Here is a 22,885-nt window from a genome sequence, read left to right as displayed (position 1 = left end):
GAAGGCCTACCGCAAGCTGGCCATGAAGTACCACCCGGACCGCAATCCGGACAACCCCAAGGCGGAAGAGCACTTCAAGGAAGTCAAGGAAGCCTACGAAATCCTCTCCGACGGGCAGAAACGCGCCGCCTACGACCAGTACGGCCATGCGGGCGTCGACCCGCAGGCGGGCATGGGCGGGGGCTTCGGCGGCTTCGGCGCCGGTGCCGGCGCAGGCGGTTTCTCCGACGCCTTCGGCGGCATCTTCGACGAAATCTTCGGCGGCGGGCGTGGCGGTGGCGGCGGTGGGCGCTCGAACATCTACCGCGGCGCCGACCTGCGCTACAACCTCGAGATCACCCTCGAACAGGCCGCCTTCGGTACCGAGACCAAGATCCGCATCCCGACGATGGAAGTCTGCGAGCCCTGCAAGGGCACCGGCGCCAAGGCCGGCACGCAGCCCAAGACCTGCCCGACCTGCCAAGGCAGCGGCCAGGTTCGCCTGCAGCAAGGCTTCTTCTCGATCCAGCAGACCTGCCCCAAGTGCCACGGCACCGGCAAGTTCGTCGCCGACCCGTGCGGCAGCTGCCACGGCGCCGGACGCGTCAAGCAGCACAAGACGCTGGCAGTGAAGATTCCGGCTGGCGTTGACGAGGGCGATCGCATCCGCCTGTCGGGCGAAGGCGAGCACGGCATCAACGGCGGTCCCTCGGGCGACCTCTACGTGCAGATCCACCTCAAAGCGCACGCCGTCTTCCAGCGCGAGCAGAACGACCTGCACTGCGAGATGCCGATCAGCTTCACCACCGCCGCGCTCGGCGGCGAGATCGAAATCCCGACCCTCGACGGCATGGCCAAGATCAAGATCCCGTCCGAGACCCAGAGCGGCAAGACCTTCCGCCTGCGCGGCAAGGGCATCAAGGGCGTGCGCAGCCATACGCACGGTGACCTGATGTGCCACGTCGTCGTCGAAACGCCGGTCAACCTTACTGAACGGCAGAAGGAATTGCTACGCGAACTCGAAGAGTGCAACCGCTCGGACGACGGCCTGCACAATCCGCGTGCCAAATCCTGGATGGACCGGGTGAAGGATTTCTTCAGCGCCAGCTGAGAATCCACGCCGCCGCCCTCCGAAACGCCTGCCTCGCGCAGGCGTTTTTGCATGCCGCCACACCGCGAGCGCCCCGCCCCGGACGGCACGCCGCGCCTGTGCTATCGTCTCGCCATGAAAAAGCGCGCGCCCTTCTACCCCTGCCTCGGCTACTGCATCATCGACGCCACCGGTACCTGCGTCGCCTGCGGCCGGCCGCCCGACCTCGGCGCGCCGAAGGGGAGCGCGCTCGCCGCGCCCGCGGAGCCCCTCCCGGCCACCGCGCCCCCTGAACCGCGCGCGCCCAAAAAACCCGGCTGACGGCGTTCCCGAGCGCCGCCCGCCTTTACTCGCCGCCGAGCCCCAGCCGGTTCGGCTGACGTTTTTCGATCGACCACTTCAAAAGCGCCGCAGCCCGGTAAAGTCCGTGCGCAAATTTGCCGTAGGGCAAGGTGATGAAGAGTGCCAGCACCAGCGCCAGATGGAGTACGAGCAAGGGCGCCAAGGCGGCCGTCTCGCGCGCGGCGAGCAGCACGAGGCCGCTCAGGCTGGAGAGCAGCAACAGGAGGGTGAAGCTGCGATCAAGCGAATGCTGCGCCGGATCGCCATGTTGTGGGTGGCGGCGCAGGTTGAGCCACAGCAGCCCTGCCGGCCCGACGACGAGCAGCACACCGCCCAGCGTGCCGAGCAGCACCGGCAGACTGTTCAAGGCATACGGCGCGACGCGGCCGAGCAAGTAGTGATAGCCGGTTGCCGCCAGCGTCGCGGCGAAACAGAGCACAAATCCATAGAAGGTGAAATGGTGAAAGCGCCGGCGCGCAAGCGTGAACGCGTCGTCAGTTTCGTTGCACCCCTCACCATGGCCGCCATCGAGGTACTTCAACGTCAACACCGCCGCGGCCGCCTCGCCCGCCGCTCCTCGGCTCGGGGGCAGCGCCTGCCCCGTGGAAATGCTGCACCAGAAGCGCCGCAGGCCGACCGCCAGCGCCAGCATCACTCCGCCAAAGACGGCACCGAAAACCGTCACCAGTTGCCCGTGCGGGAAATAGGCGAAGAAATCGCCAGGCCGCCGGGCCGCAAGTGCCGCGCCGCCGTTGAGCACCAACAGCAGGAGAAACAACGCCAGGCTCGCGCACACGGCGACGAATGCGAACCGCCAGGGCCGCGCAAACAGTCTTGCGGCGACAGGCGGCCAAGCATATTTAGCGTAGGTGCGCCCCCGCAGCCTAGCCATCGCCTGCGGCACGTTGAGCGAGAATTCATGCGGTGGCGCAAACTGGCAGGCATGCAGGCACGAACCGCAGTTGTGGCAGAGGTTGGCAAGGTAGTGCGCGTCGGCGGGCGGAAATTCGAGGCGCCGCGTCATTGCCGGAAAGACTGCGCAGAACCCCTCGCAATAGCGGCAGGCGTTACAGATCTGCAGGACGCGGGCCACCTCGGCCTCCGGTGCAGCAGCGGACAATTCAGATCCTTGCATGGTTTTCGTTCCCGAGGAGATGTGCCGCCTGCGCGGCGCGCAGGCCGGCGACGCGGCCGAAGGTGGTCCCGATCGACATTCCGATGCCCGCCAGGTAGCCCTTGCCTAGTACGTTGCCGGCCATCATTTCGCCGGCAACGAAAAGGTTGTCGCTCGGCCGCCCCCCGAAATGCACCGCAGCATCGGTATTCACCTTCAACCCCAGATAGGTGAAGGTGATCCCTGGCCGCAGGGCGAAGGCGTAATACGGCGGCGTATCGAGCGGCCTTGCCCAATGCGTCTTGGGTGGCGAGAGCCCTTCGGTGCGACAGTCGTCGAGCACTGCGTGGTCGAAGTGGCCGACGCGGCAAGCGGCGTTGTAGGCGCGTACGGTGTTTTCGAGCGATGCCGGCTCAAGCCCCGAGCGGCGCGCCAATTCGGCCAGGGTGTCCGCCTTGAGGCCTGGGAAAACTGGCGGCATGAAGCGCCCGACGGCCTTGGCGTCGATGATCGAATAAGCGACTTGCTCCGGCTGCCCAGCGACCAACCGCCCCCAGATGGCGTAACGTTTGGGCCAGAAATCCTCGCCTTCGTTGTAGAACCGTTCACCGTCGCGGTTAACAACTATCCCGAGCGAGACGCAATCGATTCGCGTACAAATGCCGCCGTCGTACAACGGCGCGCGCGCATCGATGGCCACGCAGTGCGACTGCGACGGCTCGCCGACAATGTCGGCGCCCGCCGACATCATCGCGCGCAGCAGCCTGCCTTCGTTGTAGCGCGTACCTCGGATAAGGAAACGCTCGGCCGGCCATTCGCCGCGCGCATTCTGCCCCCAGGCCTCGCGCAGCCAGTCGCGGTTCGATTCAAAGCCGCCGCAAGCCAGCACGCAGGCGCGTGCCGGGAAGCGTCGCGCGCCTGAATGGGCGGCGACGAAGCGGTCGCCATCGAGTTCCAGCGCATCGACCGGCGTATCGTAGCGAATGCGCACGCCGAGACGTTCGGCGCTGCGGTAATAGGCATTGACCAAGGCCTTGCCGCCCCCCATGAAGAAGGCGTTGGTCCGCGCGGTGTGCAGCGCGCCCGAAAGCGAAGGCTGGAAATGCACGCCATGCCGGCACATCCAGCCGCGGCAGTCGGCCGTCGAACGGATCACCTGCCGCGCCAGGGCCTCGTCGGTCAGGCCGCCGGTCACCCCAAGGAGGTCGTGCCAGTACTCGTCTTCCGAGTAGGCGTCGACCAGAACATCCTGCGGCGCGTCGTGCATGCAGCGCAGATTGCGCGTGTGCTGCGAGTTGCCGCCACGCCATTCGCGCGGCGCCGCCTCCAGCAACATCACCGAGGCACCGGCCTCGCGGGCGCAAAGTGCGGCGCACAAGGCGGCATTGCCGCCACCGATGACCAGGACATCGACCAGCGTTTCAACCGGCATGGGTTCCTCCTCTCGAAGGCCCCCACTTTACGCCGCCAAAACTTCAGGCGTAAGCACGCCCATGACAACAGGCGTTCAGTTTTTGTAAAGTCTCGCCCCGGGCCAGACACCGGCGTCGACACGCTGCCGAGCGACCTGCTCGAGCACCACGCGCGCCGCGAGACCGGCCGGCGAAAGCTCCTCGTCCGACAAGCTGACCATGAGGTTGGGGCGACGCGCCAAGGCATCGGTCAGCTCGATGCAGCGCAAATGGCCACCGGGCTCGCGCACGGCGGCGGCCCCCGGTTGCACCGTGGCCCCCAGACCGGCGCGCACTGCGTCCATGAGCAGCGCCAGACCGTCGATTTCTGCCACGACGTCGAGCGCTACGCCGGCCTGCACCGCCGCTGCGTCGACCAAGGCGCGCAGGCCGTGTTGAGCGCTCGGCAAGATCAACGGCAAGCCGGCCACCGCCGCGAGACGAACACTCGCTCCACGCGGCAGGCCGGGCAATCCGGAAGGCGCGATCAGGAACAAGGTTTCCTCGAGCAACGGTCGAACGCTCCAGCGCCGCGCACGCTCGGCCTGGAACAGAATGGCCAGGTCCAGCTGGCGCCGGTCGACCAGCGTCGAAAGGTTGCCCGACAACGCCTCGACGAGGCGCACCTGGATCGCCGGATAACGCGCCCGCATCTCGGTGAGGAAAGGCACGCCCAGAATCGACGCCGTGCTCGGGGGCATGCCGACGCTCACCTGCCCCGAAAGGCGCGCCTCACGCGCCGCGCGGGCCGCTTCGTCGACATGCCGCAGGGCCAGCTGCGCCTGCGGCAGGAAAGCAAGCCCCGCTTCGGTCGGAACCACGCCCGTCGCCGTACGGCGCAGGAGGCGCGCCGCCAACTCGCCTTCCAGACGGCTGATCTGCTGGCTCAAGGCCGAGGTGCCGAGGCCAAGCTCGGCCGCTGCACGTCCCATGCCGCCCAACTCGACGACACGCACGAAATAGCGCAGCTGTCGTAACTCCATCGCATTTTTCTCCCGTTCCCAACACCGGCTTTGGCGCCCCGTCCCGAGCCTCTTCGGCAGCGGCATCATCTCAAGCGCCCGCCCTTTCGGCCCGCACTCCAATGCTAAAGTGCGCTCACCGGGCATGGCAACAGGCGTGGGCCAAGCCCCTGAAAGCGCTGCCGACGCAGCTTGCAGGAACGTAATCCTTGCGTCACCGGGCGGTCAGCGTCGCCTGTCTATGATGGCCTCACGGTTGAACGACGGAGCCCCTCCGAAGTCGGCCCAGTTCATTTTTGACAGGAGACCCTCCATGCAGCTTCACCTTCAGTCCCGCGTTTCCCGCAGCGTTTTCATGGCCTCGTTCATCGCCGCCCTGTCGGCCCTGGCCAGCGGCCAGGCTGCGGCCGCCAGCGACGTCAGCGCGCAACCCGCCGCAACCTACGGCAAAATCGCCAAGATGCCGACCACCCGGACCATCGAGATCACCCCGCAGACGCGCCACATCAACGTCACCCAGCTCGAGAGCGTTCAGCTCAAGCTCGGCGAACAGCGCGTCAATTGGACCTTCGACACCCTGAGCACACGCGCCTTCCCGCTCGCGGCCATCGTTCCCGGCGCGGGCGAAGTCACCGTCTATGTCGCGCCCTCGCCGCTCTGGCAAGGCCGTTAATTTCCCTCCCCCTCCTGCCCGCGTTCAGCGCCGCTTCCCTCCGGCGCGCCTGCAAACCCGCGGAACATGAGTTTTTCCGAGCGAGCGTCCCCGACGCTCGCTTTTTTATTGCATCCGCGAAGCGGCACCGCAGCGCCGGCTTTCATCCCGCTGTGCGTGCCCGGGAACACTGAAAACGCGACTTTTCGGCGATAATTCGCCTTTCCGCGCGCCGCCCTGGCGCCCCGCACAATCCCGAAAAGAAACCGTTTTGCCGATGTCGAAAACGCCTGCCTCCGCCACCCACACGCCGATGATGGTCCAGTACCTGGGCCTGAAGGAACAGCATCCGAACACCCTGCTGTTCTACCGGATGGGGGATTTTTACGAGCTGTTCTACGAAGACGCCGAGAAGGCCGCGCGCCTCCTCGACATCACGCTGACCACCCGCGGCCAGAGCGCCGGACAGCCGATCAAGATGGCCGGGATTCCCTATCACGCGGTCGAAGGCTACCTCGCGCGCCTCGTGAAGCTCGGCGAGTCGGTGGTCATCTGCGAGCAGGTCGGCGACCCGGCAACGAGCAAAGGACCGGTCGAACGCGCCGTGGCGCGCATCGTCACCCCCGGCACGCTGACCGACGCGGCGCTGCTCGACGACAAGCGCGACGTGCTCCTGATGGCGCTGGCCACTGTGCGCCAAGGCACAGGCACGCTCGCCGGCCTCGCCTGGCTCAACCTGTCGAGCGGTGAATTCCGCCTTACCGAACTTCCCGTCGAACGCCTCGCCGCGACGCTCGAACGCATCCGCCCGGCCGAGCTTGTACTCGGTGAAGCGCAGCAACTGCCCTGCCGCGCCGAAACGGCGCTGACCCGCCGCCCCGACTGGCACTTCGACGCCGAGGCGGCCGAGCGCGAACTGTGCGCGCACTTTGCCACCGCCTCGCTCTCGGGCTTCGGCGCCGATGGCTTGAAACCCGCCATCGCCGCCGCCGGCGCCCTGTTGCGCTACGCCCAGGCGACGCAGGCGCGCGCCTTGCCGCACGTGCAGGCGCTGGTCGTCGAGCGCGACCAGACCTTCCTCGGCCTCGACCCGGCGACGCGGCGCAACCTCGAACTCACCGAAACCCTGCGCGGCCAGCCGGCGCCGACTTTGTGCAGCCTGCTCGACACCTGCGTCACGGCCATGGGCTCGCGCTTTTTACGCCACGCCCTGCACCACCCGCTGCGCGACCCGGCGTTACCGGCCGCACGCCACGCAGCGATCGACAGCCTGCTCGACGACGGTGCCCCGCGCCTTACCGCGCTGCGCCAGGCGCTGCGCGGTGTTGCCGACATCGAGCGCATCGCCGGCCGCATCGCCCTCTACAGCGCCCGTCCGCGCGACCTCTCCAGCCTGCGCGAGAGCCTGCGCCGCCTGCCCGAACTGCGCTCACCGCTCGCCGGCAGCCCGGCACCGCTCCTCGGCGAACTGGCGCTGGCGCTGGCCACGCCCGAAGCCGCGCTCGACCTCCTCGACCGCGCCATCGCCCCCGAACCGGCGGCGCTGATCCGCGACGGCGGGGTGATCGCCACCGGCTTTGATGCCGAACTCGATGAACTGCGCGCCTTGAACGACAACTGCGGCGCCTTCCTCGTCGACCTCGAAGCACGCGAACGGGAGCGCACCGGCATCAGCAACCTCAAGGTCGAGTACAACCGCGTCCACGGCTTCTACATCGAGATCACCCACGCCAACGCCGCCAAGGTCCCCGAGGACTACCGCCGCCGCCAGACGCTGAAGAACGCCGAACGCTACATCACGCCCGAACTCAAGGCTTTCGAGGACAAGGCGCTCTCGGCCCAGGACCGCGCCCTGCGGCGCGAGAAAATGCTCTACGAAGGCGTCCTGGCGGCCTTGCAGGCCGACCTGCCGCAACTGCAGCGCATCGCCCGCGCGGTGGCGCACGTCGACCTCGTGGCCGGCTTCGCCGAGACGGCGCGCCTGCGCAACTACTGCCGGCCCGAGTTCTCCAGCGAACCCGGACTCTCCATCGAAGCCGGGCGGCATCCGGTGGTCGAGGGCGAACTTGCGGGCGGCGAGAGCTTCATCGCCAACGACACGGTGCTCGGCGAACGGCGCCGCCTGCTGCTCATCACCGGCCCGAACATGGGCGGCAAATCGACCTACATGCGCCAGACCGCGCTGATCGCGCTGATGGCCCACGTCGGCAGCTTCGTGCCGGCCCGGCGCGCCGTGCTCGGCCCGCTCGACCAGATCTTCACCCGCATCGGCGCCGCCGACGACCTCGCCTCGGGGCGTTCGACCTTCATGGTCGAGATGACCGAATCGGCGGCCATCCTGCATCACGCCACCGAACACAGCCTGGTGTTGATGGACGAAGTCGGACGCGGCACCTCGACCTTCGACGGCATGGCGCTGGCCTTCGCCATCTGCCGCCACCTGATCGAGAAGAACCGCGCGCTGACGCTCTTCGCCACGCACTACTTCGAACTCACCCGGCTCGCCGCCGAGTACTCCGACCTCGCCAACGTGCACCTCGACGCCGTCGAGCACGGCGAGAAGATCGTCTTCCTGCACGCCGTCGAGGACGGCCCGGCCAACCAGAGCTACGGCATCCAGGTCGCCGCGCTGGCCGGCATCCCGGCCGCCGTGGTGCGCGCCGCGCGTCGCCAGCTGAGCGAGTTCGAGGAACGCGCGGTGGCGCACCTCGCGCATCCGGTGCAGCCCGACCTCTTCGCCGCGCCGGCCGCGGCGCACGTCGCCGAATTCGAGGGCTTCGACGACCTCGACGCGCCTGAATTCGCCGAGCCCCACCCGGTGCTCGCTGAACTCGCCGCGCTCGACCCCGACGCGCTCACCCCGCGCCAGGCGCTCGACACCCTCTTCGCCTTGAAGGCGCTGCTCAAATGACGCCCCCGGCGGGCGCGCGGACCACCGGCCGCTGGCGGAGCATGGCCCTGGCGGCCTTATTCTGCGCGCTCTCCAGCCTGCCTGCAGGGCGCGCCGATGCTGAAACCTGGCGCTTCACCCTGATCGGCGACACGCCCTACAGCGGCTACGAGCGGCGCGAATTCCCGGCCATGCTCGACGCCATCGCCGAAGAATCGCCTGAACTCATCGTCCACGTCGGCGACTTCAAGGCCAGCAAGGCGCCCTGCACCGACGCCCTGTTCGCCGAGCGGCACGCGCTCTTCGATGCCGCTCGCGTGCCTTTCGTCTTCGTCCCCGGCGACAATGAATGGACCGACTGCAAACGCCTGCCCGCCGGCCATTACGACGAAGGCGAGCGCCTTGCCGCGCTGCGCCGCCTGTTCTTCGCCGCCCCCGTCTCGCTCGGGCAACGCAAGATCGAGCTCGAACAGCAGTCGGCCGAATTCCCCGAACACCTGCGCTGGCGCCTCGGCCCGGTGCTGATGCTCACCCTCAACGTCCCCGGTCCAAACAATAACTTCGGCCTGACGCCCAGGCCCAGCATCGAATTCCGTGAGCGCAACCCCAACGCCGTCGCCTGGCTGCGCGAAGGCTTCGCCCTGGCGCGCCGCGAAGGCCGTGCCGGCGTCGTCGTCTTCATGCAGGCCAACCCGGGCTTCAAGCACTTCGCCGCGGGCCTTGCCCGGCGCGGCTACCGCGAGCTGCTTGAAACGCTGCGCGAGGAAACCCAGCGCTTTCCCGGCCAGGTGCTGCTCGCCCACGGCGACACCCACTGGCAGCGCACCGACCGCCCGCTGCGCGCCGCCGACGGTCGCATCCTCGAGAACTTCACCCGCACCGAATCCTTCGGCTACCCCTTCATGGGCTGGACGCGGATCGTCATCGACGACCGCGACCCGGCGCTCTTCCGCTTCCAAACGCAGGTCTGGCCGCCACGCTGAACATCGCGCGCCGGATTTGACGCCGCCGCCTCGCGGGTCGATACTGCCAAGCCTGCTCCCCCATGCCGCTGCCATGACCCACGCCCGCGCCGTCGCCCTGATGTTCCTCGCCACCTTGCTGTGGAGCATCGCCGGCATCGTCACCCGCCACCTCGACGCGGCGCAGAGTTTCGAGGTCACCTTCTGGCGCAGCCTGGCCAACGCCCTGGCCCTGCTGCTCGCGCTCTCCTGGCTGCGCGGCGCCGCCTTCTGGGCCGACCTGCGGCACGGTGGGCGCGTCCTGTGGGCCTCGGGCCTGTGCTGGGCAACGATGTACACCGCCTTCATGGTGGCGATGATGCTGACCACGGTGGCCAACGTGCTCGTTGCCATGTCGGTCGGCCCGCTCATCGCCGCGCTTTTCGCCCGCGTCTTCCTGCGTCGCCGTCTGCCGCGCGCCACCTGGCTGGCGATCGCCCTGGCCGGCGTCGGCATCGCCTGGATGTTCGGGCACGGCGTCAGCGACGAACTCTCGCTGCGCGGCACCTTGATTGCCCTGCTGCCGCCGCTCGCCGGCGCCTGCAACTGGACGCTGCTCGAGGCCAGTGCCGAACGCGGGCGCGACATGTCGCCGGCGGTGTTCATCGGCGCCGTGCTCTCAGCCCTCGTCACCCTGCCGCTGGCCCTGCCCTTCCAGGCCACGCCGCACGACCTCGGCCTGCTCGGGATGCTCGGCGTCGTCCAGCTGGCGCTGCCCTGCCTCCTGGCCGTACGCGCCTCACGCGCACTGGCGGCGACCGAAATCAGCCTGCTCGGCCTGCTCGAAGTGATCTTCGGCGTCGCCTGGGTCTGGCTTTGGGGCAAGGAAACGCCGACGCCGGAAACGCTCACCGGCGGTCTGCTGGTCATCGGCGCGCTGCTGTTCAACGAATTTGCCGGCCAGCGCCGGCGGCGCGCGGCCCTGGCCCTGAGCTGACGCTGCGCTCGCGTACGCATCGGCCATAAAAAACGCAGCCCGCAGGCTGCGTTTTTTATCGGCAAAAGCCTGACTTACTCGTCTTCGCACTCGCCGTCTTCGTGCACATGGCCGTGCGCGATTTCTTCTTCGCTCGCCGGGCGAACGCTGGTCACCGTGCAGGTGAACACCAGTGCCATGCCGGCCAGCGGGTGATTGCCGTCGAGCACTACCTTGTCTTCGGCGATCTCGGTGACGCGGAAGATCAGGAGGTCGTCATCGTCGCCGTTCTCGGGCGTGCCCTCGAACTGCATCCCGACTTCGAGTTCCTTGGGGAAGCCCTTGCGGGACTCGACCTGGATCAGGTCGGCATCGTATTCGCCGAAGGCCTCGTCGGGCTGCAGCTTGACGACGACGGCCTCGCCGACCTTCTTGTCCTGCAGCGCTTCCTCGATCTTGGGGAAGATGTCGTCGAAACCGCCGTGCAGATAGACGAGCGGTTCCTGACCGGCGTCGACGAGGACGCCATCCGGGTCCTTGACGTTGTAATCGAGGGTGACGACAGTGTTCTTGGCTACTTGCATGTTCATGAATTGAGTTCCTTCACCGCGCGCAATACATCGAGCGCGTGGCCCTTGGCGTTGACTCCGTACAGTGCCAGACGGAGCACGCCGTGTTTGTCGATAACGAAGGTCGAGCGGACGATGCCGTGCTTCTTGACGCCATCCACTTCCTTCGCCTGCCACACGCCGTATTGCTTGCACGCCGCGCCATCGCCGTCCGAGAGGAGGCGCACGGAAATCCCGTGCTTGTCACGAAATTCGGCATGCCGGAGGCAATCGTCGCGGCTGATGCCGAAGACGGTGCAACCGTGCCGCGAAAATTCGTCCTCGTGATCGGAAAAATCGGTGGCTTCGAGCGTACACGCAGGCGTGTCGTCCCGCGGGTAGAAGAAGAGAATGACACTGTGCTTACCGCGAAAGGCGGCGAGATCGACGTTCTCCATGTCCGCATCCGGAAGGATGAACATCGGCGCGACCTGTCCTGCTTTGAGCATGCTTCCTCCTCTCTGTCCCGCACCGCCCGCCTGTCGACGGGCAAGTGCGACCGATTCTAACCAAGCTTTTCGCCCCAGGCCAAGGGATTTCGCTGCTGCAGCACAGCACGCCGGCACTGTTAGAATGGTCAGTCGACACAGCCATCGCGGCACGGTTCTGCACCGCCGCGCGCCAGGCTGCCCTTCACCCGCGCCATTCCGCGCGCCCACGAGGAGCCTATCCATGTCCACGACCCTCCCCTGCCGCAGACTTTCCTGCCTCTTCGCACTTTGCCTCGCCGTCGCGGCCGCGCCCCAGGTCGCCGCCCAGACCGCCGGCCGCGAAGCCCGCAACGGCACGAGCATCGAGTTTTCCGCCGAAGCCAGCCGGACGGTGAACAACGATCTCTTCCGCGCCGTGGTCAGCGCCGAGGCCAGCGGCGCCACGCCGGGCGAGCTCGCGCGCCAGGTCAACGCGCAAATCGCCGACGCCTTAAAGCTGGCACGTGCCTACGCCCCGATCAAGGTGCAGAGCGCCGGCACTTCGACCTCGCCGATCTACGGCAAGAGCAACAAGATCGAAGCCTGGCGGATGCGCTCCGAACTGATGCTGGAAACCGCCGACAGCGCCGCCCTCTCTGAACTGCTCGGTCGCTTGCAGAGTACGCTCGCGGTCTCGGCGCTGACCATGCAACCCGCACCGGAAACCCGACGCAAGGTCGAGAACGAGGTGACCGTCGATGCCATCGCCGCCTTCAAGGCGCGCGCCGATGTCGTCGCCGAAGCGATGGGCAAGAAATACCGGATCAAACAGATGAACATCCACACCAACAGCCGCGGGCCGCAACCGCTCTACCGCGCTGCGAACAAGTCGATGCTTATGGAAGCGGCGGCGCCGATGCCGGTCGAGGGCGGCGAATCGGCGATCAACGCCACGGTCACCGGCCAGATCGAGCTTGAATAAGCGATAAGCGGACGAGCAAGCGCGCCGACGGCCTACCAGAAGCGCGAACGGTCGTCGGAGTAGGCGCTGCGGATTCGCGCGAACTCGGGCACCAGCTCGATAAACCGCGGCACCAGGCCGGGATCGAAAGCACCGCCCGATTCGGAGACGATGTACTCGACGGCGGCGGCCGACGTCCAGGCGGTCTTGTAAGGCCGCGCGCTGGTCAGGGCGTCATAAACGTCGCAGATCGAAACGATCCGGCCTTCGATCGGGATCGCCTCGCCGGAAATTCCTTCAGGATAGCCGCGCCCGTCCCAGCGCTCGTGGTGGGTCATGGCCACCGAACGGGCCAGGCGCAGCAGGCCGGAGGCATGCTCGCCGATGATCTCGGCGCCGATGCGCGTGTGCTGCCGCATGATCTCGCGCTCCTCGGCGGTAAAAGTGCCGGGTTTGAGCAGGATCTTGTCCGGAATTCCGATTTTCCCGATGTCGTGCATCGGGGCGACCACTTCCAGCATCTTGGCATGTTCCTCCGGGATGCCGGCGGCAAGGGCGAGCAGATAGCAGCACTTGGCCATGCGGATGACGTGCATCCCGGTCTCGTTGTCGCGGTATTCGCCGGCACGCCCCAGGCGGCGAATGATCTCGAGCCGCGTTTCCTCGAGTTCGGCGGTCCGCTCCCGGACCCGCTGTTCAAGTGCCAGGTTCTGGTTATGCGCCTCGAGGTGGATGCGCACCCGCTGCAGCACGATCGCCGGATGGCAGGGTTTGTGCAGGTAATCGACCGCCCCCAGGCGCAAACCGATCTCCTCGTTGTTCACGTCGCTGTGCGCGGTCAGGAAGATCACCGGAATCCCGCGCGTACGCAAGTCGCTCTTGAGTCGGCGACAGGTCTCGTAGCCGTCCATTCCGGGCATCATCACGTCGAGCAGGATCAGGTTCGGCTGCGGCGTCTTCTGCGCGAGGTGCAGCGCCTCCAGCCCGTCGCGCGCAAAGATCACGCGATAGTCGTCGCCCAGAATGTCCGACAGCAAGGCAATGTTCTCGGCCGCGTCATCGACGACGAGAATCGTCTCGTTCTCCAGTCCGTTCATGGTTCACTCCTTCGCTTGCCCAAGACCCACGGTCATACCTTCCAGAATCTCAACCGCCTTCTGGAAATCGAACCCCGTGACCGCGTCGGAAAACGCCGCGATCGGCCCGGCCGTCATTCCGGCGGCACTCAGCACTTCGACCACATCCGCCAGCCGTCGTGCGGCGACGGTGTCATTGCCGATCAATAAGGCCCGGTATTCGGCCAGCAGCCTGGCTTCGCAGACGTCTAACGGCCTCGCGGGCGGGCCGCTGCCTTCCGGGTGACCGGAGCGCGGCGTTTCCGGCCCGACCCAGGCCAGCGCAGCCGCGAGGCCGGCCATGATGCGCTGCAACTCATCCTCCAGCGCCGCCTCCAGCGTCGCGCAGCGGGCCGATCCGCCGGCGCGCAGATCGCCTTCCAGTGCCTCCGCCCGGCGGCCAAGTTCGGACGCGCCGATCAGGCGCGCCGTTCCCTTGAGGGTGTGCGCCAGACGCAGGCCGGAATCCCAATCGCCCTGTTCCCGCGCTTGCCGCAGGAGATCGACATAAACGTCGCCGTAACTGCGCTCGAACTGCCGCAACATCCTGAGGTAGCGCGGCCAGTGGCCGCGCACATGGACCATGCCGAGCCTCGGATCGACCCCGGGCATCTCGGGTAAGCCGATCGGAACGCCCGGCGCTGGCGGCTCGGGCTCGGCGGCCAACGCCTCCGGCGCCTCCCGGCGCGGTGCCGCAGAGCCTTGCGGGATCGGCGGCAGCCACTTGTCGAGCACGGCAAAGAACAGCTCCGGGTCCACCGGCTTGGAGATGAAGTCGTTCATCCCGGCGTCGAGGCAGCGTTGGCGGTCCTCGTTGAAGGCGTTGGCGGTCATCGCCAAAATCGGGCGCGAGCTCCAGTCGGGCAGGCGACGCAGCGCCTGGGTCGCTTCCAGGCCGTCCATCTCGGGCATCTGAATGTCCATCAGCACCAGGTCGTACGCCTTGCGTCCCACCATTTCGAGGACTTCGCGCCCGTTGATCGCCGTGTCCGTCTCCAACCCGACGGAGTTGAGCAGTTCCAGGGCCACCTCGCGGTTGATCTCGTTGTCCTCGGCCAGGAGAATCCGGGCATGTCCGGCACGCAAGCGCCCTTCCGTGTCGGATGCCGGATCGCACGGGGCGGCCTCGGCCCCGTGCTGTCCGTAGCCGAGACGCGCCGTCAGCCAGAAGACACTGCCGCGCCCCGGCTCGCTGCTGACCCCGGTTTCCCCGCCCATCAGGAGGGCCAGACGCCGGGTGATCGCCAGCCCCAGTCCGGTGCCGCCGTATTTGCGCGTGGTCGACGCGTCACCCTGCTCGAAGGAGCGAAAGAGACCGGGCAAAACCTCGGACGTGATCCCGATTCCGCTGTCCTCCACCTCAAAGCGCATCAGAAGCGTATCCGCCTGCCGTTCGAGCACCCGCGCCCGCAGGACGATTCCGCCGTGCTCGGTGAATTTGAGCGCGTTGCTCACGTAGTTGAGCAAGGCCTGCCGCAACCGGGTCGGGTCGCCGCGCAGCGGTTCGGGAAGCGCCTCCGCATCGATCGTGACCTGCAGCCCCTTGCTCCGGGCCTCTTCGTTGATCAAGGCCTGGATGTTTTCGAGCAGCGCCGAGAGCTGGAAATCGGCGCTCTCCAGCTGAACCCGTCCGGCTTCGATCTTGGAAAAATCGAGGATGTCGTTGATGATGGAGAGCAGGTGCTTGCCGGCGCTCTCGATCTTCTCCACTCGCACGGCCTGCTCCTGCGGCAGCCCCGCGCGCAGGATCAGGTGGGCGAGCCCGAGGATGGCGTTCATCGGGGTGCGGATTTCGTGGCTCATGTTGGCAAGGAAAGCGCTCTTGCTGCGCGTCGCCCGCTCAGCCTCGTCGGCCCGCCGGGCCAGCTCGCTCTGCATGGCGGCCAGCATCTGCTCGCGCGCCTTGCGCTCGCGGTTGTCGATCATCGTGCTGCGCGAGTACTGTACTGTGCCGTCCGCGTTGTACACGAGATTGGCGCTGACCAGGGCGGAGAGGCGCGAACCGTCGCGGCACACGAACTCCAACTCGGCGTCCCGCAACAGCCCTTCGCGCAAAAAGCGCGGAAAAGTCGCGGCGAAGAAGGCCTGGCTCTCGGGCGCCATGAAATCAGTAATCGGCCGTCCAACGACGTCTTCGCGCGCATAGCCCAGCCAGTCGAGCTCGGTGTCGTTGATCGCCAGCACCCGGCCGTCCGGCGCCAGCGAGTGATAACCGCAGGGCACTCGGTTGTACAAGGCGGCGATTTCCTCGACGTGTTCGGCCAGCGTCCGGTTGGCTTCGGCCAGTTCGGCGGTGCGCGTCTGAACCAGGTGTTCGAGGTGATTGCGATGCTGTTCGAGTTCGGCATCGGCACGTTTTTTTTCGCTCACGTCCATGACGATGCCCAGAAAGCGCTCCGGTTCGCCGTGCGCGCCGAAAATGGGCTGCCCGCGCGACATCAGCCAGCGTTCGCTTTCGCCAGCGTCGCGCACCCGCCACTCGATGTTCAGTTCCCGCCCCGTCTGTCCGGCAAGCTGCGCGGCGTTCACAGCGCGCTCGCGGTCGTCCGGGTGAATACTGTTAACCCAGGTGTCAAACGACGGTGCCTGCTCCCCAGGTGCCAGGCCATAGAGCCTAAAGACCTCGTCCGACCAGATGTTCTCGCCGGTACGCAGGTTCCATTCCCACATCCCGGCTTTGGCGGCGTCGAGGGCCAGCCGCAGGCGGCGTTCGTTCTCGCGCACGGCAAGCTCGGCCGCTTTTTTCTCGGTCACGTCGCGGCCGATAACGACCGCGCCGGCAATCTTGCCATCCACCCCGTGGATCGGCGCGAAACTGTAGCTGCCCAGCCAGGTTTCGCCGGTGTCCTTGCGCTGCAAACGGAATTCGACATTGCTCGCGGTCTCGCCGCGCAAGGCCCGCGGCGCGGCCCATTCGGATAGCGGCAGCAGGCGCCCGGAGGACGAATAGACCTCGAGAATCTCGGGATAGTCCTCAAAGCGCTGGGCACAGGCAGCTTTGTCCGGAAATTTGTGAAGGAGGGCGAACGCCTCGTTGAAGACGGTGATGCGCCCTTCGAGGTCGGAAATGAACACCGCGTCGGTCATGCTTTCAAGCGCGGCCTCGAGTTGCCGCTTGCTGGCCATGGCCTCGTCCTGCGCCCGTTTTTTCTCGTCAATGTCCTCGATCACCGAGACGAAATAATCCGGCTCGCCTTCCGCCGTGCGCAGCAAGGCCACGGACAGGTTGACCCAGACGCTCCGGCCGTCCTTGCGCCGGTAGCGTTTCTCGAGCGCGTACTGCGTAATCCGGTCGGCCAGAAGGTCGCGAATCTGCGCCTCGTCTACGGCCAGATCGTCGGGATGGGTCACCTCCTGGAAACGCATTCGCAGCAACTCTTCAACGCTGTAACCGACGATCTGCGCCGCCCGTGGATTGACCCGCAACCAGCGCCCGTCGGGCGCGACCAGGGCAATGCCCACCGCGGCCTGATCGAAGGCCGCGTCGAAAAGATTGTCGCTGTGCCGCTGACTGCGCCGCAGGCGCTCATGCACTTCGCTGATCAGGTAACCGACAACGAGGAAAACGAACACCGACGCGATCTGGTTCGGCGCTTCCATCGCCCAGCTCAGCATCGGCGGCATGAAAACATACCAAGCCAACAGCACGCTCACGACGGTGCTCGCCACTCCGCCCCACAGGCCGGCGATGCGCGCACTGAGAAACACGGCGGGGTAGAAAAGGAACCAGACGAAAGGCTGCAAAACGCTCCAGAACGTCCACTGCACGGCGCACGCCAGGCAAGGCACCAGAACGGCCCCCAGCCGCAACCATGGATCATCCAGACGACGACGCCCTCGGCATTGCGTGCCCAGCCAATGCATCAACGACATTCACCACCCCTCGTGAGATCGATGCGATTTCTCTTGATGCAGGTGCAGTCCTGAGAATGGAACGTCGGAACGCCCTGCCGATCTTCAGTCCAGAATAGTGCTTCGAAGTCGTTTCGTCTCGTCGCCCGTCGACGGACTGTAGAGCGCGCCTAGCGCGGCGCGCGTGCAGGCGGAGCTTTCTCTGCTTTTTCGACCCGGGGCGGCGCTTCGCCGGGAAGGCGTTCGGGGATCTGCACGAAAACTTCGTCCTGCTTGATCATCCCGAGTTCGTAGCGTGCCAGTTCCTCGATCGCGTCGTACCCCGTCTTGAGGTCGCGGACTTCCGCGTCGAGGCCGGCGTTGCGCACTTCAAGCTTCTTGTTCGCCTCGCGCTGCAGATGCAACTGGCGGTCGACTTCCCACACGCGCAACCAGCCGCCTTTGCCGATCCAGAGGGGATACTGGATGAGCACAGTGAGGCTTACGAGCACGATCGCCAGCCAGCGCATCGGTCAGAGGATGGGAAAGAAAAAAACGTGGGAAGAGCGGGGGCCAGACGACGAGACGCGGTCACCCACGTCGCGTCGCCAGCGCCCTGCCGTTCAGCGCAGGTTGTAGAAGGCCTCGCGCCCCGGATAGGCGGCGGTGTCGCCGAGGTCTTCCTCGATGCGCAGCAACTGGTTGTACTTGGCGATGCGGTCCGAGCGCGAGAGCGAGCCGGTCTTGATCTGCAGCGCGTTCATCCCGACCGCGATGTCGGCTATGGTGCTGTCCTCGGTTTCGCCCGAGCGGTGCGAGATGACCGCGGTGTAGCCCGCGCGCTTGGCCATTTCGATCGCGGCGAAGGTTTCCGAGAGCGTGCCGATCTGGTTGATCTTGATCAGGATCGAATTGGCCACGCCTTCCTGGATGCCTTCCTTCAGGATGCGGGTGTTGGTCACGAAGACGTCGTCGCCGACGATCTGAACGCCGTCGCCGAGGCGGTCGGTCAGCTGCTTCCAGCCCTCCCAATCGCCCTCGGCCATCCCGTCCTCGATCGAGACGATGGGGAACTGGTCGACGAGGTTGGCGAGGTAATCGATGAACTGGGCCGAGGTCAGCTCCAGGCTTTCGCCGGCGAGGAGGTACTTGCCGTCCTTGTAGAACTCGGAGGCCGCGCAGTCGAGGCCGATCAGCACGTCCTCGCCAGGGAAGTAACCGGCGGTCTCGATCGCCTGCACGATCAGCTGCAGCGCTTCGGCATGGCTGCCGAGGCTGGGGGCAAAGCCGCCCTCGTCGCCGACCGCGGTCGAGAAGCCTTTCTGGTCGAGCAGCTTCTTGAGCGAATGGAAGACTTCGGCGCCGCAGCGCAGCGCCTCGCGGAACGAGCCCTGGCCGACCGGCAGGATCATGAATTCCTGAAAGTCGAGGCTGTTGTTGGCGTGCTGGCCGCCGTTGATGATGTTCATCATCGGCACCGGCATCTGCATCGGCCCCGAGCCGCCGAAGTAGCGGTAGAGCGGCAGGCCCGACTCCTCGGCGGCGGCCTTGGCCACCGCCATCGACACCGCGAGCAGCGCATTGGCGCCGAGGCGCGACTTGTTTTCGGTGCCGTCGAGCTGGATCAGCGTCTGATCGATGAAGGCCTGCTCCTGCGCATCAAGACCGATGATCGCCTCGGCGATCTCGCTATTGACGTGTTCGACCGCCCGCGTCACGCCCTTGCCGAAGTAGCGCGAGGCATCGCCGTCGCGCAGTTCGATGGCTTCGCGCGAACCGGTCGAGGCGCCCGAGGGCACAGCAGCGCGCCCCATCACGCCCGACTCGAGCAGGACGTCGCATTCGACGGTGGGGTTGCCGCGCGAATCGAGAATCTCGCGGGCGACGACATCGACAACGGAGCTCATGGCTGTTCCTTTACCCTGGTGATTACGGTTGATGACCTGCGGCGACCAGCATGTTCATGACGGCCGCCCCTGCGCGCTCAGCGCGCGCCGCCCGGTACTCGGGCGAAGCGTAAAAGGCTTGGGCCCGGTCGACCGAGTCGAACTCGATGATCACGAGCCGCTCGGGCGCCGTCCATGGGCCTTCGAGAATTTCGACCGGGCCGCCGCGAACAAGGTAGCGGCCACCGAATTTTTCGACCGCGGCCGCCGCGAGCGTCCGATAGCGCGCGTAGGCTTCCGGGTCCGAGACTTTCGCCTCGACGACCAGATAGCCCTTTGCGCTCACCCCTTGAGTTCCTCCAGCCCGGCGGCCTTGACCGCACGGTCGAGGGCAACGAGGCCGCGCAACAGACTTTCCATGCGCGCCAGCGGCCAGCTGTTGGGGCCGTCGGAGAAGGCCTGCTCGGGCCGCGGATGCGTTTCCATGAACAAGCCGGCAATGCCCGCGCCGACGGCGGCACGCGCCAGCACCGGAACGAACTCGCGCTGGCCGCCGGAGGACGTGCCCTGGCCGCCCGGCAACTGCACCGAGTGCGTCGCGTCATAGACCACCGGGCAGCCCGTCTCGCGCATGATGGCCAGGCCACGCATGTCGGAAACGAGGTTGTTGTAGCCGAAAGACGCGCCGCGCTCGCAGACCATCAGGGTGTCCGCACCGCCGTTGGCTTCGCGCGCCTTGGCGACAACCTGCTTCATATCGCCCGGCGAGAGGAACTGCCCCTTCTTGATGTTCACCGGTTTACCGCAGGCGGCAACCGCGTGGATGAAATCGGTCTGGCGGCAGAGGAAGGCCGGCGTCTGCAAGACGTCGGCGACCGCCGCGACCTGGGCGATCTCGTCCTCGGTATGCACATCGGTGAGGATGGGCACCCCGACCTGGCGACGGACTTCGTCGAGCAGTTTGAGGCCAGCATCGATGCCGGGGCCGCGCGGCGACTTGCCCGAACTGCGGTTGGCTTTGTCGTAGGACGCCTTGAAGATGTAGGGTAGCCCCAGCCTCGCGCACACTTCTTTCATGTGCCCGGCGACCTCGACGCACAGTTCGAGCGACTCGGCGGTGCACGGCCCGGAAATCAGGAACAGCGGCTGATCGAGACCGACGTCGAATCCGCAGAGCTTCATGCTTTGACCTTGCCGGAAATGGCGGCGCGCACGAAGGAGGAGAACAGCGGGTGACCGGTGCGCGGCGTCGAGGTGAACTCGGGGTGGAACTGGCAGGCCACGAACCACGGGTGCACTTCGGTCGGCAGCTCGATCATCTCGCACAGGTTCTCGCTCGGCGTCCGTGCCGAAACGATCAGTCCGGCCGATTCGAGGCGATCAACGTAGTGGTTGTTGACCTCGTAGCGGTGACGGTGACGCTCATTGACGTCGCTGCCGTAGATCTTCTCGGCCAGGGTGCCCGTCCGCACCGGGCAGCGCTGTGCGCCCAGACGCATGGTGCCACCGAGGTCGGAGGCCTCGTCGCGCTTCTCAAGTTTGCCGGTGCTGTCCTTCCACTCGGTGATCAGGCCGATCAGCGGATGCGGGCAGTTGGCGTCGAACTCGGTGCTGTTGGCACCGGTCAGGCCGACAACATGACGGGCGAATTCGATCACCGCGAGCTGCATGCCGAGGCAGATGCCGAGGTAGGGAATCTTGTGCTCGCGCGCATAGCGGATCGCGGCGATCTTGCCTTCGGTCCCGCGCCGGCCGAAGCCGCCCGGAACCAGCACGGCGTCCATGCCCTTCAGGGCGGCGCAACCTTTGGCCTCGATCTCTTCCGAGTCGAGGTAATGAATCTTGACCTTGGACTTGGTGTGGATGCCGGCGTGGATCAGCGCTTCGGACAAGGACTTGTACGACTCGGTCAGATCGACGTACTTGCCGACGAAGGCGATGTTGACTGTGCATTCAGGATGCTCCAGGGCATGCACGAGACTCTTCCACACCGACAGGTCGGCCGCCTTGGCCAGGATGTTGAGCTTGTGGCAGACGATCTCGTCGAGCATCTGGTCGTGCAGCATCGCCGGAATCTTGTAGATCGAATCGGCGTCGATGGCTTCGATCACCGCCTCGCTCTGCACGTTGCAGAACAGGGCGATCTTGGCCTTCTCGTCGGCCGGGATGTGACGGTCGGCGCGGCAGATCAGGATGTCGGGCTGGATGCCGATCTCGCGCAACTCCTTGACCGAGTGCTGGGTCGGCTTGGTCTTCAACTCGCCGGCGGTCGGGATGTAGGGCAGCAGCGTGAGGTGCACGTAGCAGGCGTTGCCGCGTCCGACCTGAAGGCCCATCTGGCGGATCGCCTCGAGGAAGGGCAAGGACTCGATGTCGCCGACCGTGCCGCCGACTTCGACGATCGCCACCTCGGCGCCCTCGGCGCCGCGGCGGATGTGTTCCTTGATCTCGTCGGTGATGTGCGGGATGACCTGCACCGTCTTGCCGAGGTACTCGCCGCGCCGTTCCTTCTTGATCACCGTCTCGTAGATCTGGCCGGTGGTGAAGTTGTTGCGCTTAGCCATCTTGGCGCTGGTGAAGCGCTCGTAGTGGCCGAGGTCGAGGTCCGTTTCAGCGCCGTCTTCGGTGACGAAGACTTCGCCGTGCTGGAACGGGCTCATCGTTCCTGGATCGACGTTGATGTACGGGTCAAGCTTGAGGTGGGTGATCTTGATGCCACGCGATTCGAGGATGGCACCCAGCGACGCAGCGGCGATGCCCTTACCGAGAGAGGACACCACACCGCCGGTGACGAAGACGTATTTGGTCATGGGAATATCTGCAGCGGGAAAGCCGAATTGTAGCCGAAAAAGGGGGACGGCAAGAAGACGCCCGCGCGTCGTCGCCTCGAACCTTGTCGTATCCGCTGCACCGCGGCGGACGCGACCAAGAGCGCCACAATCGTTTATGATTAGCGTCTATTTCCACCACCCGCGTCACTTTTTGCCCATGAAGCGACCCACCGAAAACCGTCTGCCGGCGACGGCCGCACCCGTTCCGCGCCTCCTGCGCCGGATCGCGTTGCTCGGCTGCATCGCCCTCGCCTTCGGCCTCGGCAGCTGCGACAGCAAGAAGGACAATGCCAAGCCGCCGAGCGACGAAACACCCCCGGTGGCCGAAACGCCACTCGCCAAGGCCGCCATCCAGGGCGACCTGACCGAAATCAGCCAGCAGCTCAAGGGCGGTGCCGACATCAATGCGCGCGACCCGCTCGGGCGCACTCCGCTGCACATGGCTGCTTTCTACGGCCGGGTCAAGACCGCCGAATACCTCATCAACCACGGCGCCGACATCAACGCCAGCGACCGCGTGGGCATGACCCCGCTGCACGTCGCCGTGCTCTCGGGCGGACGCCAGGTGACGCAGGTGCTGCTCGACCACAAGGCCGACCTCGCCAAACGCTCCGACGCCGGCCAGACCGCCCTGCACCTCTCGGCCGCGACCGGCCAGCCCAAGCTCACCAAGTTCCTGCTCGAGCGCGGTGCCGACCCGACGGTCAAGGACGCCGAAGGCCGCACCCCGCTCTCCTACGCCGTGCAGAACAAGCATCCGCAGACGGCAAGCGTGCTGCGCCAGAGCCTGCCCAAACCCTGATCGCAGCACCCCAAAAGCAAAACCCGCCGAGCACTTCGGCGGGT

20 protein-coding genes are annotated in these 22,885 nt (G+C 66.3%); 8 read left to right on the top strand and 12 right to left on the bottom strand.

What is annotated here, in order from left to right:
• Window positions 1-1,090 (top strand): molecular chaperone DnaJ (dnaJ, locus tag QMB55_RS10555; protein WP_497588666.1); only part of this gene is annotated, 1,090 nt, incomplete at its 5' end.
• Between the two features lie 51 nt (window positions 1,091-1,141).
• Entirely contained in the window at window positions 1,142-1,390 is a 249-nt protein-coding gene (locus QMB55_RS10550) for a DUF1289 domain-containing protein (RefSeq protein ID WP_497588665.1), read from the top strand.
• Window positions 1,391-1,415: 25 nt separating this feature from the next.
• Here QMB55_RS10550 and tcuB read toward each other — a convergent pair whose 3' ends face one another.
• The 3 genes from tcuB to QMB55_RS10535 form a co-directional block, all read right to left on the bottom strand.
• A complete protein-coding gene (gene tcuB / locus QMB55_RS10545) occupies window positions 1,416-2,531 on the bottom strand; it encodes a tricarballylate utilization 4Fe-4S protein TcuB (protein WP_497588664.1) in 1,116 nt (371 codons plus the stop codon).
• Window position 2,532: 1 nt separating this feature from the next.
• Entirely contained in the window at window positions 2,533-3,957 is a 1,425-nt protein-coding gene (gene tcuA, locus QMB55_RS10540) for an FAD-dependent tricarballylate dehydrogenase TcuA (protein ID WP_497588663.1), read from the bottom strand.
• 75 nt (window positions 3,958-4,032) lie between these two features.
• Window positions 4,033-4,959: a LysR family transcriptional regulator gene (locus tag QMB55_RS10535; protein WP_497588662.1), complete on the bottom strand. Its 927-nt coding sequence runs from the start codon at window positions 4,957-4,959 to the stop codon at window positions 4,033-4,035.
• A 292-nt stretch (window positions 4,960-5,251) separates the two neighbouring features.
• Between QMB55_RS10535 and QMB55_RS10530 the strand changes: the two genes are divergently transcribed.
• The 4 genes from QMB55_RS10530 (at window position 5,252) to QMB55_RS10515 (ending at window position 10,418) form a co-directional block, all read left to right on the top strand.
• Window positions 5,252-5,611, top strand: a complete 360-nt coding sequence (locus QMB55_RS10530) for a CzcE family metal-binding protein (RefSeq protein WP_497588661.1) — start codon at window positions 5,252-5,254, stop codon at window positions 5,609-5,611.
• 256 nt (window positions 5,612-5,867) lie between these two features.
• Window positions 5,868-8,501: a DNA mismatch repair protein MutS gene (gene mutS / locus QMB55_RS10525; protein ID WP_497588660.1), complete on the top strand. Its 2,634-nt coding sequence runs from the start codon at window positions 5,868-5,870 to the stop codon at window positions 8,499-8,501.
• Entirely contained in the window at window positions 8,498-9,463 is a 966-nt protein-coding gene (locus tag QMB55_RS10520; RefSeq protein ID WP_497588659.1) for a metallophosphoesterase, read from the top strand. Before mutS ends, QMB55_RS10520 begins: the two co-directional genes overlap by 4 nt.
• Window positions 9,464-9,536: 73 nt before the next feature.
• The gene (locus QMB55_RS10515) at window positions 9,537-10,418 is read left to right on the top strand and encodes a DMT family transporter (protein ID WP_497588658.1); all 882 of its coding nucleotides are present in this window, start codon (window positions 9,537-9,539) and stop codon (window positions 10,416-10,418) included.
• Between the two features lie 74 nt (window positions 10,419-10,492).
• On the opposite strand, the gene QMB55_RS10510 is transcribed toward QMB55_RS10515, so the two are convergent.
• Window positions 10,493-10,987, bottom strand: coding sequence for an FKBP-type peptidyl-prolyl cis-trans isomerase (locus QMB55_RS10510; RefSeq protein ID WP_497588657.1), 495 nt, complete (start codon window positions 10,985-10,987; stop codon window positions 10,493-10,495).
• Window positions 10,984-11,454 carry a peroxiredoxin gene (locus QMB55_RS10505; protein ID WP_497588656.1) on the bottom strand — a complete coding sequence of 157 codons (471 nt, stop codon included), beginning with the start codon at window positions 11,452-11,454 and terminating at the stop codon, window positions 10,984-10,986. The genes QMB55_RS10510 and QMB55_RS10505 overlap by 4 nt, the downstream gene beginning before the upstream one ends.
• A 223-nt stretch (window positions 11,455-11,677) precedes the next feature.
• Here QMB55_RS10505 and QMB55_RS10500 point away from each other — a divergent pair, with 223 nt between their 5' ends.
• Window positions 11,678-12,397, top strand: coding sequence for an SIMPL domain-containing protein (locus tag QMB55_RS10500; RefSeq protein ID WP_497588655.1), 720 nt, complete (start codon window positions 11,678-11,680; stop codon window positions 12,395-12,397).
• Window positions 12,398-12,429: 32 nt separating this feature from the next.
• On the opposite strand, the gene QMB55_RS10495 is transcribed toward QMB55_RS10500, so the two are convergent.
• The 7 genes from QMB55_RS10495 to pyrG form a co-directional block, all read right to left on the bottom strand.
• Window positions 12,430-13,473 carry an HD domain-containing phosphohydrolase gene (locus tag QMB55_RS10495; RefSeq protein ID WP_497588654.1) on the bottom strand — a complete coding sequence of 348 codons (1,044 nt, stop codon included), beginning with the start codon at window positions 13,471-13,473 and terminating at the stop codon, window positions 12,430-12,432.
• Between the two features lie 3 nt (window positions 13,474-13,476).
• Window positions 13,477-17,364: a PAS domain S-box protein gene (locus QMB55_RS10490; protein WP_497588653.1), complete on the bottom strand. Its 3,888-nt coding sequence runs from the start codon at window positions 17,362-17,364 to the stop codon at window positions 13,477-13,479.
• Between the two features lie 149 nt (window positions 17,365-17,513).
• A complete protein-coding gene (ftsB, locus tag QMB55_RS10485; protein ID WP_497588652.1) occupies window positions 17,514-17,852 on the bottom strand; it encodes a cell division protein FtsB in 339 nt (112 codons plus the stop codon).
• A gap of 93 nt (window positions 17,853-17,945) precedes the next feature.
• Window positions 17,946-19,229 (bottom strand): phosphopyruvate hydratase, encoded by a 1,284-nt coding sequence (gene eno, locus QMB55_RS10480; RefSeq protein ID WP_497588651.1) that lies wholly within the window; start codon window positions 19,227-19,229, stop codon window positions 17,946-17,948.
• Between the two features lie 22 nt (window positions 19,230-19,251).
• Window positions 19,252-19,554 (bottom strand): DUF1330 domain-containing protein, encoded by a 303-nt coding sequence (locus tag QMB55_RS10475; protein ID WP_497588650.1) that lies wholly within the window; start codon window positions 19,552-19,554, stop codon window positions 19,252-19,254.
• Complete coding sequence (kdsA, locus tag QMB55_RS10470) at window positions 19,551-20,390, bottom strand: 3-deoxy-8-phosphooctulonate synthase (RefSeq protein ID WP_497588649.1); 840 nt, start codon at window positions 20,388-20,390, stop codon at window positions 19,551-19,553. The genes QMB55_RS10475 and kdsA overlap by 4 nt, the downstream gene beginning before the upstream one ends.
• Window positions 20,387-22,018 carry a CTP synthase gene (pyrG, locus tag QMB55_RS10465; protein WP_497588648.1) on the bottom strand — a complete coding sequence of 544 codons (1,632 nt, stop codon included), beginning with the start codon at window positions 22,016-22,018 and terminating at the stop codon, window positions 20,387-20,389. The genes kdsA and pyrG overlap by 4 nt, the downstream gene beginning before the upstream one ends.
• 178 nt (window positions 22,019-22,196) lie before the next feature.
• On the opposite strand from pyrG, the gene QMB55_RS10460 reads away from it, so the two are divergent.
• Window positions 22,197-22,841: an ankyrin repeat domain-containing protein gene (locus QMB55_RS10460; protein ID WP_497588647.1), complete on the top strand. Its 645-nt coding sequence runs from the start codon at window positions 22,197-22,199 to the stop codon at window positions 22,839-22,841.
• The last annotated feature ends 44 nt before the right edge of the window (window positions 22,842-22,885 follow it).

This window comes from Propionivibrio sp., assembly GCF_041441355.1.
GTDB lineage: Bacteria > Pseudomonadota > Gammaproteobacteria > Burkholderiales > Rhodocyclaceae > Propionivibrio.
The sequence above is the reverse complement of the archived record's forward strand: the minus strand, read 5'-3'. Positions and strand labels throughout refer to the sequence as shown.